Origin of the sequence: Hyella patelloides LEGE 07179, from assembly GCF_900659865.1 — a bacterium.
Lineage (GTDB): Bacteria > Cyanobacteriota > Cyanobacteriia > Cyanobacteriales > Xenococcaceae > Hyella > Hyella patelloides.
In genome coordinates this window covers 1-11,468 of sequence record NZ_LR213994.1, presented here as the reverse complement: position 1 = coordinate 11,468, position 11,468 = coordinate 1, and the positions used below count along the sequence as shown (strand labels likewise).

At 39.2% G+C, this 11,468-nt stretch carries 9 protein-coding genes; 6 read left to right on the top strand and 3 right to left on the bottom strand.

Annotated elements, in window-relative coordinates:
* Positions 1-472, top strand: a 472-nt coding sequence (locus H1P_RS36520) for a hypothetical protein (protein ID WP_186376141.1), incomplete at its 5' end; no start/stop codon positions are given.
* 365 nt (positions 473-837) lie between these two features.
* Here H1P_RS36520 and H1P_RS25410 read toward each other — a convergent pair.
* The gene (locus tag H1P_RS25410) at positions 838-1,305 is read right to left on the bottom strand and encodes a DUF6194 family protein (protein ID WP_222427229.1); all 468 of its coding nucleotides are present in this window, start codon (positions 1,303-1,305) and stop codon (positions 838-840) included.
* Positions 1,306-1,534: 229 nt separating this feature from the next.
* On the opposite strand from H1P_RS25410, the gene H1P_RS25405 reads away from it, so the two are divergent.
* From H1P_RS25405 to H1P_RS25395, 3 genes are all read left to right on the top strand, one after another.
* A complete protein-coding gene (locus H1P_RS25405) occupies positions 1,535-1,741 on the top strand; it encodes a hypothetical protein (protein WP_144872699.1) in 207 nt (68 codons plus the stop codon).
* On the top strand, positions 1,707-2,171 hold the full coding sequence (locus tag H1P_RS25400) for a MarR family winged helix-turn-helix transcriptional regulator (RefSeq protein ID WP_144872696.1): 465 nt from the start codon (positions 1,707-1,709) through the stop codon (positions 2,169-2,171). The genes H1P_RS25405 and H1P_RS25400 overlap by 35 nt, the downstream gene beginning before the upstream one ends.
* Positions 2,172-2,283: 112 nt before the next feature.
* The gene (locus tag H1P_RS25395; protein ID WP_144872693.1) at positions 2,284-2,454 is read left to right on the top strand and encodes an NAD(P)H-dependent oxidoreductase; all 171 of its coding nucleotides are present in this window, start codon (positions 2,284-2,286) and stop codon (positions 2,452-2,454) included.
* A gap of 194 nt (positions 2,455-2,648) precedes the next feature.
* Here H1P_RS25395 and H1P_RS25390 read toward each other — a convergent pair whose 3' ends face one another.
* The gene (locus H1P_RS25390) at positions 2,649-6,434 is read right to left on the bottom strand and encodes a GAF domain-containing protein (RefSeq protein WP_144872690.1); all 3,786 of its coding nucleotides are present in this window, start codon (positions 6,432-6,434) and stop codon (positions 2,649-2,651) included.
* 537 nt (positions 6,435-6,971) lie between these two features.
* On the opposite strand from H1P_RS25390, the gene H1P_RS25385 reads away from it, so the two are divergent.
* Positions 6,972-8,012, top strand: coding sequence for a PstS family phosphate ABC transporter substrate-binding protein (locus H1P_RS25385; RefSeq protein WP_144872687.1), 1,041 nt, complete (start codon positions 6,972-6,974; stop codon positions 8,010-8,012).
* Between the two features lie 271 nt (positions 8,013-8,283).
* Positions 8,284-8,532: a hypothetical protein gene (locus tag H1P_RS25380; protein WP_144872684.1), complete on the top strand. Its 249-nt coding sequence runs from the start codon at positions 8,284-8,286 to the stop codon at positions 8,530-8,532.
* A 63-nt stretch (positions 8,533-8,595) separates the two neighbouring features.
* On the opposite strand, the gene H1P_RS25375 is transcribed toward H1P_RS25380, so the two are convergent.
* A partial coding sequence (locus tag H1P_RS25375; protein ID WP_342799613.1) for a GAF domain-containing protein occupies positions 8,596-11,468 on the bottom strand: 2,873 nt, incomplete at its 5' end.

The following is an 11,468-nucleotide window of genomic DNA, read 5'->3' as shown; positions in this document are numbered from 1 at the left end:
AAAAAAACTTCATAGTAGTGTGGAACAGATTCAGCCAGAAGTCTCTCGATTAAAGTATATTTTAGCTCGGTATTCTCGGCAAATTTGGCTTACCTGGATATTGTTCTCAGCATCCATCCCTGTTATTTATTTTATTTTATTTAATCTTCATATTAGAGCCAGAAATTTAGAAAAAAATATCATTCCTATAGAGAGAATTGGCTTATATGGAGAGTCCGATCTTAATGGGTTAGCGCAAAGAGTCGCTACTACTTTTGAAAAAGATTTGATCCTTAAGGATGTTTCTACAGTTTATGTAGCACAAAATGGCAGTACCATTGTTTTAAAAGGTGCGATCGCTAATTCTCGTATGCTCCAAAGAATGACAGATATTGCTAAGGATGTCAAAGGAGTTACTGAAGTAGATACTAGCCAAATAAATGTTATTTCATCAGAAGCAGTACAGCCTTCTAAGCAGCTTTCACCTAATTAGGGGTAAAACTAGCGAAGATGTTGTCAGAGGCAATCTAGCTTAAAACCTTTGCCTCGTAAGCACTCTAAAACTGAAATTAAGCAAAAAATTGAATTGGTAGTTGCTATGTAGATTGAGTGTCGGAATTTTATTGGTTGAAAATTAGACTTCTTGCAGAAGTCAAGCAAAAAGAATTATATTTGACTTTACGTTATTCAAATTGATTTTGATTTTATTTGTGCAAGAGATGCCATGAACTAGTATTCACGGGGAGTGCAATGATTAGTGATAGGGTTATAAGGTTTTAATTTTTAAATTGGTGACTTTTCCGTCTTACCCCGACAAAACGAATTGGTTTGGTAACAGCCAGGCTTAGTTTAAAACTTTTAGGTAGTTTTTAGTTTCTTCATGGTAGCTTTAAAAGCTTTTTTATAGGCGACATCCAAATATTCCTTGGATTTTTCAAAATTATCTTCATCGGGGTTATTAATAGCTATCCAGCCACACCATCCATAAACTGGATGGGGTATAAAAATATTTAATGCCTGAAAATCAAAATTCCCTTCAACAACGCCACTTTTAACAGGTCGTAGCGGTCGCAAACCAAACATTTCTTCATACTTTTCAGGTGTTAAGCCAATATTGAGGCGAAAAACTCCAGGGCGGTTTAGATAGGAGGCTTTATCATTTTCACCATCTTTTGATTTGACGGTTGCAAAATAGCTGCCTCGCTTCAATTTCATTTTGGGATTAACAAAATAGCTGCGTTCGCCCCACGAGTTGACGGGGTTTATATGTTCATAGGTTTTTAACAGGTACGTTTCGATAGTGCTTTGATTGATCGCATTTTTCATCTTGCCAAATATTTTTTATTTTTTATTATACGTGTATAATAAATCTACAAGAGAAATGTAGTGAGCTTTTTGATTCACTCTGGCTTGATGCCTTCTTCTTATCAACCCTAAACTTGCAAAAGGAGAAATCATGCAAACACTTGAACTAGTAACATTTCAGTCCGCCGTCGGCACAAGCGATGAAGCCATGATTGAAGAGGCTTTAAAGGTAACGCCTATTATAGCTGCCATGCCAGGATTCATAAACAGACACTTTGCCAAAGGTGAAGGTGGGGAATGGATTGATGCAGTAATCTGGGATAGTAGAGAAAACGCACAGGCTGCTGCCAAGGCGTTTATGGACATACCCGAAGCCGAACCGTTTTTTTCGCTTATGAACCAAGAGACAATAAATTTATGTCATGCCACAATCCAGACATCAGAAACGCCAGGATAGAACGCCTTTACAACCCACACCCTATGACGATCTGGTCTGTTTTAACTTTTATCGCGGTTGGCGAGCGGTACAGGAATTCTATGCCCCCGCCTATCCCGATACATTAAATCCCCAAAGGCTTTACATTATCGGCTTATGCATAGATGAAGCGAGGCGCGTGTCCGATATTGCCGAGATTATGCAGATTGATGATGCAGCCATTTCCAACATCCTACGTCGCATGGAAAAGGATAAACTGATTATCCGCAGAAAATCTCAAATAGACGGGCGCAGTATTGAAGCGAAGGTGACGGCTTATGGCGCAAAGATTGCCATAGAAACAGAAAAAAAGCTGGAAGCACTGGATGAAAGTCTGGAACAGGATATTACGAGTAAAGATCGGCAGATTTTGTACAAGCTGGTGAAAGTCATTCATGAAAAAACCAGTTAATGGAGTTTGAGTAAGTACATTCGTTGATGTCAGAAACTTCTAGAAAATAGAAACTTATGGGCATCCAAAGAATTATAGAGAGAAAACCATAAATAAAGGAGAGTCAAAGAAAATGTCACTCAATGTTTTGGCAATCTTTGCCCATCCAAATAATAAACAATCCTTTAATGCAGGTTTGCTGGAGAGTACCAAACAAGCTTGTAAAGAGGCGGATGCCTATCTTACAATCAACGATCTTTATGAGAAAAACTTCCAGCCTGTTGTGGCAATGATGAAAATTTAGTCATATTATTCATAGGTTGTTATCTTAGCAAGTGCTAAAAATAATCTCTGTCGTCTTTAGCGCACAGAGGTTCAAAAATAAAATAGTCGTATTGAACAAAATACGCTACTCAAACTGGATAGTTCAAATAGCATATCGATCGTCAGAAGAGAAAAAAAAGCGATCGCTTATTACAGAAATACAGTCTGTTTAGACTAAAGCTTTTGCACCAAGACTACTAATTGATGAAAAGATTGAGTGATGCTTAAAGATTGCTCGGAAATGCGTTCGGCAATACTTGCTACTTCTTGTACTGAATCTTGGGCAAAGGTGGAACTTTGTGTTTGATTTTTTATCGATTGAGAAATATTTTCTATAAAAATATTCATCTTTTGATTTAGGTTAACAACTCGGTCTAACTTTTGACGAACTGTTTGAAATTCTCTCACTCCACTGGTTAGTTGTTGTGTTCCTGAGTCGAGGGTAATGGTTTTTTCCTTGACTTCATTTTGAATATTGGCAAATAAGGGATCGATTTTAGCACTGACTTCAAATAGCTGCTGCATCAGAGAAAAAATCGTATCGGACAAATCAAGAAGTGAGTTTTGGCAACTTTCCTCAGTCTGACTACGATTAACCAATCTAGTCATGCTCATTGATTGCTGAACTATTTGTTTGCTTAAATCTTTAATTGAGTTAACTATCTCAGAAAGTTGTTGACAAGAAAGACTCAGATTTTCAAATTCTGCTCCCACATTTTGAACTTTGCTTTGAGCATGGGAAATACTATTGACAACACGTTCTAAACTGTCTTGAGTAGCTTGTACCAAGAGATCGCTTTGTTGCTTTTTGCATTGAATCTGTTGCACATTTAAAGCGATGCTACTAAATGAATCAGCAACTTTTTGAGTCTGATTTAAAACATGAATCGTAGTCTCATATTGACGCATAGCTTCCTGGGAAAGACTTTGATAAGTATCTCCATTTTCCCCAAGGATCTCTACTACCTGGTGTTTGAAGATTTCTGTTTGTTCGTGTTGCCGATGAGATAGCTGATTACTTGTTTGAGTCGATCGCAGTTGTTCCAGAAGTTTGGCATTATCGAGGGCAAAACCAACCTGCGTCGCCACTTGAGTTAACCAACGGATTTCTGAATGTTGCCAATTACGAAAATCATTGCATTGATGAGCTACTAATAAGCCGAATAATTGACCTTCGTTGATAATTGGGGTAACCAGATTGGCTTTAACCTCTAGCTTTTCTAGTTGCTCGATGTAACATCTAGTCATTCCAGCCTCATAAATGTTGCTCCAGGCTCTAACCCTACCATTGCGATACATATCAAGATATCTAGCTTCAAAGCAAGGATCTTTAATGACTCTTCCCTTTGCTCTTGTCCATCCTGGTGCTACGGATTCGGCAACAATCATACCGTGATTGTCTGAGTTCATGCTATATATCACAGCGCGATCGCATCTTAAGATTCTCCGTACTTCTCGAACGCTAGTTTTGAGAATATCTCCTGTTTTAATAGATTTACGAATCTGTTGGATGGCATCGGTAAAATACTCTGTCCACTGATGTTCTTCTACTACTTGCTCCCGTAGCTCGTTGGCATAAACTAAAAGATCGGCATTATCGAGGGCAAAACCTACTTGAGTGGCAATTTGAGTTACCCAACGAATTTCTGGCTGTTGCCAATCACGAAAATCAGAGCATTGGTGAGCTACTAATAAACCAAATAGTTTCCCTTCACTAATAACAGGCGTTACGAGATTAGCTTTAACCTCTAGCTTTTCTAGCTGCTCAATGTAACACCTACTCATTCCTGATTCATAGATGTTGCTCCAAGCACGAACTCTACCATTAAGGTACTTTTCTCGATAGGTATATTCAAAGCAAGGATCGTTAATCTCTTTATTTAAAGCTCTCGTCCATCTAGGAGCGACTGATTCGGCAATCACTGTACCATAGCGAAAATCTCGGTTCATGCTATAAACCACAACGCGATCGCAATTTAAAACCCGTCGTACTTCTTCGACACTAATTTCCAGAATATCTTCTTGTTGTAGGGATTCTCTAATGTAGCGAACAGCATCGGTAAAGTATCTAGTCAGCTTGGCTTCGTTTTTTAACTGATGTTGTAGCTGTTTGGCATTGGCTAATAGCTTGGCATTATCGAGGGCGAAACCAACCTGAGTAGCAATTTGAGCTACCCAGCGAATTTCTTGCTGTTGCCAATTACGACTCTCAGCACATTGATGAGCGACTAATAAACCACATAGTTTACCTTCATTGATAATGGGCGTGACTAGATTCGCCTTGACCTCTAGCTTTTCTAGCTGCTCAATGTAACACTCACTCATTCCTGATTCATAGATGTTATTCCAAGCACGAACCCTACCATTAAGATACTTTTCTCGATAAGTAGGATCAAAACAAGGATCGTTAATTTCTTTATTTAAAGCTCTCTTCCACCCAGGAGCAACAGATTCAGCAATCACTATACCATAGCGAAAGTTCTGATTTAGACTATACACGACAACGCGATCGCAATTTAAAATTCTTCGTACTTCTTTAACACTGACTTTTAAGATATCTTCTTGGTTTAGGGATTGACGAATATACTGAATTGCATCAGTAAAATGTTGATTCCATTTGTTTTGAGCTTCAACCAAGCGTTTTTGTTCTTCAAGATCGTTTTCAGCGACAATTTCCGTATATTGAAGCATCAGACCCACTTGTTTGGCAATTTCCGCAGTCCAGCTAATTTCTTGTTCTTGCCAATGACGACTCTCAGAACATTGATGGGCGATTAATAAACCAAATAGTCGATCTTCACTAATAATCGGTGTTACTAGGTTACCTTTAACTTCTAAATCTTCTAATTGCTCCTGATAACAGGGGGTGATATCGATCCGACGAATATCATCGATAGCGCGGATTCGACCATTACGATATTTTTCCATGTATTCAACTGCCAAACAGGGATCGTCGATCATTTTACCTAAAGCTCTCGTCCATCCCGCAGCAATAGATTCAGCTACTACGACACCATAATTATCTTCATCAAGACAATATACCAATACGCGATCGCAATCCAGTAGTTGACGTACTTCTTCAACTGTGGTTTCCAGAATATTTTCTTTTTCTGTTTCTAGAGCTATTCTATTACTGGCATTGGCAAACGATTTATTTCCCTGTTCTTCAAGAATAGTTTTTTGCCCTGTGGGTTGAAAAATTCCGTTGCTATGATTTTTCTTTGCTTGATTCATCGTTAGGGAATTTCCGTTAGCTTGAGTTTGTACTGTTTTTGATGATGTCTGCTTTATTAGAGAAGTTTGAGGGTAAGCAGAAGGAGCTATTGGCTTCAATTCAATTTCTTTGTCTGGAGTATCTTCCGATAACAAAGGACTCTCACCGAGATTTTGTTCGGGTACTTGCAAGCCCAGAAACCCTTCTACTTCTTCTGATTGCGTTGGCTGAGAATCCTGGGACTGCTCCGTTTTGGCAATACTTTCGAGAGCCAAACCCGCTATTTTTGCCTTTTCTATCAAAAAATTAATGGTTTCAGAGTTCCAAGGTGGTTTTGGGGCGGAGTTTGTTTCACCGCATTGATGAGCAACCAAAAAGGCCAATAATTCTTTACCGACAATAATTGGGGCGATCGCTAAACTCCGAATCCTCAGCCTTTCTAATTCTTCCAATTGACTTTGGTTCAGGTTTACCGTTTGTATATTGTCAAATGCTAAAGCCTGACCATGACAATATCTTTCTAAAAACTCTTCTGCTAGAAAAGGATCTACCGTAATTTTTCCTAAAATAGAGATATATTGAGGAACAACAGATTCTGCTATGACTCTAGATTGGGGCAGTTCACTCCCATCATAAATAATTACGCGATCGCATTGAAGAATTTTTCTAGTTGTTTCAGTAGTCAGTTGGAAAAGTTTTCCAATATCTTGATAATCGTTTGGTTTTGAATTTGGGGATTGAGTCATTGATTGATCGCGTCTTAAAATAGCTTCCGAAACAGAGACAAAAATCGAGGAATCAAAATAAAAAAAACGTCTCCCGCACCAGAGAAAACCCTAGGTGGCGTATCCTTCCAGGGAGATTGCAAGGGGTGATGATAATCAAGAAATTTTCTTTCTCTTTGCTCCTTCAGGTAAACAACTGGTGAGGGGCCTGTATACCCCGTCAAGAAAACTTTTATTAAACTGTTTTGCAGAATTCAAGTGATAAAAACAGCATTTTAAAAATGATTTTTTCCGTGGAAATACGTAATTTTTTTTACCTATAGCTTAATATAATTTGATGAAATAACTCAAAAATTTATTTCTTTGTGGATTAACAAAAATTAACAGGGAAATGGTTCGTAGACAGATATGGCTCAATAAAATTAACTACAGAATAATAAATAGTTTTTTGTTCTCTCCCTGTTTGCTACCCCACTTCTTCAGCCCTCTTTGATTGATGCACAATCAATTTTGTGTAAGTACTTAATCCCTAATTACCCGATATTTTCCATTAATGTTATGAGCAATCTGCATGAGAAAAGTTATGGCAAGCTGACTTTAATTACTGTGGGTGTAGCAGCCTTTATCTCTTTGGTTTGGTCTGTGGGACTGATCGGCAAAGGAATTGGACAATTATTTCAAGGCTCAGAGATTCAAGCTGTGGAAAATGGTCGGAATATTCCTGATTTTGCCAGTGTACCCAACGTAGCAACGGGAGTTTTTAACTATGGCGGTAGCACTGCTTGGGCTTCTCTGCGTCTAGTAGTAGATTCGGTTATTCAATCAGAACGACCCGAAATACAATTACGCTATGTACAACCAAAACAAGAAGCTCCAGGCTCTAGCCCAGGAATTCAGATGTTGCTAGCAGATCGGTTAGATTTTGTACAAACTGCTCAACCTTTAGATTCAGAAGAATTAGAACTCGCCAAACAGCAAGGTTTAGAGCTTCAACAAGTCCCCGTAGCGGTAGATAGTATTGCGGTAGCTGTTCACCCTCAGCTAAATATTTCAGGTTTAACCCTTAAACAACTCCAAGATATTTACACTGGAAAAATTACTAATTGGCAAGAATTAGGTGGTGCAGATTTACCAATTACAACCTATTCTCGTCCCCGTAGTACTGGGGGAATGGTTGATTTTTTTACTTCTAAGGTTTTGCAAGGTAGAGAGTTTGGCCCTAATGTCGAATTTGTGACGACAACTACTCAGGCTCTTCGTTTATTAGCCAATAATCCAGGGGGAATTTATTATGGCTCGATACCTGCTATTGTTCCCCAATGTACGGTTAAACCCCTATCTTTGGGTCTTCAAGAGGATGATTTGGTTGCTCCCTATCAAAAGCCTTTAGTGTCTGCTGCTAAATGTCCTCAGCAACGCAATCAGATAAATACCAGAGTTTTGCGTACTGCCCAATATCCTTTAACTTATTACTTGTATGTCGTATTTATCCAAAATGAAGAAAAGCGATCGCAAATTGGCCGGGCTTATGCTAATTTTTTGTTGACTCCCCAAGGTCAAAAGTTAATCGGCAAGACTGGCTTGATTCCCCTTGATTAACGTGAGTTCGACGAAAAAAGAAGTAGAAAACACAATAGATATTGTAATGGTTGTAGCTTTATTCAATCTAAAAATTGGATGCTGAGATTGACCCCAAAATTCGGTAAAGCGATCGCAACGCGCCTCGCCAACGGCGAGATCGCATTATTCAACTAAGCTTTTGTAACTTTAGTCTATCTGTATTTGATTTTGGCGTATAAGCACTAAGGCGCAAATTAGCTGCGGGATAAACTTGGAAAGTAACTGAATCTAACACTAGTTTGCCAACAAAATGAAAACGGTAGTGGAAGCGATTAGCCGAATGCTAGGTCTAGGAGGAAAAATAGAACAGATATCTCTGGAGAATGCGATCGCTGAATGGGGTGCGGAAATGGCTCACTTTGCCTTTGGTTCTAATAGTCAAGTTACTGCAACTAAAGCCCGCAAAATGCTTTCTTGGAATCCTACGAGCGCAAGTTTATGGGACGAAATTGAATCTGGCTATTACCACCATAAGTATGCTCAAGAATCTACTAGCTAGTAAGTACTGCGCTAGCTGGGGAGTAGGGGGATTTTTAGAGATCGCTTTTTGGGCGACGATAATCTATTGTCTTAGATTTGGGGGTTGTTCGCTAATTTCTTGATATTTTAGAGGTTGCATATTTTGTGCATCTTGATTGGAGATCGCTTGATGTGGTTGATTAATTTTAGTTTGAAGATTTTGTAGTGCAGTTTGAGTTTCTTTTAGTAGTTCTGATACTGGTTGTTGTTGTTCATTTCTCTCAATATCTGGTGTCTGGTATAGTCGTTCTCTTAACCTAATTCGATCTAGAGCGAATCCTAGTTGCAGAGCTAGTTGGGCAAAGAGATCGGTTTCTGATTGCTTCCATAAACGGGGTCGCTCACACTGATGTCCGATGAGTAAACCAAATAGTTGTTGGTCTTGTAGGATGGGTACTATTAAACTGGCTTTCACATCTAATTTCTCTATCTGTTTTAAGTGGCAATCAGTCAGGTTGGCGTGATGGACATTGGCGATCGCTTTTGTGCGACCTTGAAGGTATTTTTCGGCATACTTTTTGGCAAAACAGGAGTCTTTAATCTGAAAATTTAATGCTCTGGGATAACCAGAAGCTACTGATTCGGCGACTATAGTTCCGTTCCAATCATTATCGAACATATAGACGATTACGCGATCGAGTTGGATTGCTTTACGAGCCTGCTCTACAGAAATTTTGAGCAATTCTGGTTCGTTTACTGCTTCGGTGATACTAAGACTAAAATTTTTCCATGGTTTAGTGGGGATGCCATTGTTTTTTAATCTTTTTAACAATATGGCATTATCTAAAGCAAAACCGACCTGAGTGGCAATCTGAGTTATCCAACGAATTTCATAGTCTTGCCAATTACGAGCCTTCCCACACTGATGAGCTACTAATAAACCAAATAGCTGACCTTCATTGAGTATCGGTGTTACCAGATTGGCTTTGACTTGTAGGGTTTCTAATTGCTCGATGTAGCACTGGCTCATTCCTACTTCGTAGATGTTGTCAATAGCTCGGACTCTTCCATCACGGTATTGATCCAGATATCTAGCTTCAAAACAGGGGTCAGAGATGGTTTGATTTAATGCTCTGGGATAACCAGGAGTTACTGATTCGGCCACTACTACTCCATAGTTATCTTGATTGAGACTATACACTAATACGCGATCGCATTTCAAAACTCCTCGTACTTCTTCCACGCTAATCTCAAGTACATCATCTTGTTTGAGGGATTGACGGATGTGTTGAATGGCATCGGTAAAGTAATGAGTCCATTGGCGTTCTCTGGCTGCTTGGGCTTGCTGAGTGGCTGATTCTGCTAATACCTTGGCATTATCTAAAGCAAAACCGACCTGAGTGGCAATCTGAGTTATCCAACGAATTTCATAGTCTTGCCAATTACGAGCCTTACCACACTGATGAGCCACTAATAAACCAAATAGCTGACCTTCATTGAGTATCGGTGTTACCAGATTAGCTTTGACTTGTAGGGTTTCTAATTGCTCGATGTAGCACGGGCTCATTCCTACTTTGTAGATGTTGTCAATAGCTCGGACTCTCCCATCACGGTATTTTGCGAGATATCTCGCTTCAAAACAGGGGTCAGAGATGGTTTGATTTAATGCTCTGGGATAACCAGGAGCTACTGATTCAGCCACTACTACTCCATAGTTATCTTGATTGAGACTATACACTAATACGCGATCGCATTTCAAAACTCGCCAGACTTCTTCAACGCTAATCTCAAGTACATCATTTTGTTTGAGGGATTGGCGGATGTATTGAGTGGCATCGGTAAAATAATGAGTCCATTGTCTCTCTGTTTCTATCTGAGCTTGCAGATGAACCATTTCATCTGATAATTTTGCATTCTCTAAAGCCAAGCCAGCTTTTTTGGCAAGTTGATGTAAAAACGCAATCTCTGTTTCTTGCCAATGTCTTGATGTGGCACATTGATGAGCTACTAATAACCCAAATAGTTGACCTTCATTGGTAATAGGCGTTACCAGGTTAGCTTTGACTTGTAGCTGTTTTAATTGCTCCAAATAACAGGTTGTTATTCCTGCTTCGTAGATGTTATCAATAGCTCTAACTCTACCATCACGATATTGAGCCAGATATCTAGCTTCAAAACAGGGGTCAGAGATTGTTTTATTTAATGCTTTTGTGTAGCCTGGTTCTACTGACTCTGCTACTATTACCCCATAGCGATCTCGATTAAGACTATACACGACAACGCGATCGCACTTTAGATATCTCCGTGCTTCTTCTACAATCTCTTCTAACAGAAAAGATTGATGATCGGTCATGGTGAGGTTGGCTCGCGACAGAGCCAACGTGCCAGATTGACTTAAATTTTGAATATATTCTTTATATACTTTTACCGTAGCTGCTTCGGTTTCCTCTCTAGATGCAGTGGATTTTTCAAATATCGAATCCAAAAGTCGTTTTGTTCCTAACGCAGCGATTCCACCTGCTAGTAAAGCAGTTGTTCCCGTACCGATTAACAAAGTTGCTAGTAGTTCTTGTTGTCGTGCTAATTCTGTTTCGGTTATCCCAATATTATCGGCTCGTTTCGTTAAGATTGCTTGTTTCTTGACGGCTTGACTACCAAAATAGTAAGTTGCTGTTCCCACGGCTAAGATAGGCAACATTACTGCACTACCTACCACAATAGCCGTTATTTTAGCTTTTAATTGCTGAAAAGTTAACTGAGACGAATTTTCTGGCAACTTAGTCTCAACTTTGACTAAATTACCCGCTTTTTCTGGTATAAATGATTCAGAAACTCGATCGGGAGTAGCTTTATTTTGCTTGTAGTTGAGTAAAGGGGAATTCTGGGAAATGCCAATTGAGATTGCTTCGGAATTGACATCCGTTTCAAGCATCCAATCTTGGGATCGATTTTTGCCGTTGTCAGTTTTGTGTTGAG

Coding starts and splice junctions, on each gene's coding strand:
- H1P_RS25410 (WP_222427229.1), bottom strand. CDS start 1,305: ATGAAAAATGCGATCAATCAAAGCACTATCGAAACGTACCTGTTAAAA.
- H1P_RS25405 (WP_144872699.1), top strand. CDS start 1,535: ATGCCAGGATTCATAAACAGACACTTTGCCAAAGGTGAAGGTGGGGAA.
- H1P_RS25400 (WP_144872696.1), top strand. CDS start 1,707: ATGCCACAATCCAGACATCAGAAACGCCAGGATAGAACGCCTTTACAA.
- H1P_RS25395 (WP_144872693.1), top strand. CDS start 2,284: ATGTCACTCAATGTTTTGGCAATCTTTGCCCATCCAAATAATAAACAA.
- H1P_RS25390 (WP_144872690.1), bottom strand. CDS start 6,434: ATGACTCAATCCCCAAATTCAAAACCAAACGATTATCAAGATATTGGA.
- H1P_RS25385 (WP_144872687.1), top strand. CDS start 6,972: ATGAGCAATCTGCATGAGAAAAGTTATGGCAAGCTGACTTTAATTACT.
- H1P_RS25380 (WP_144872684.1), top strand. CDS start 8,284: ATGAAAACGGTAGTGGAAGCGATTAGCCGAATGCTAGGTCTAGGAGGA.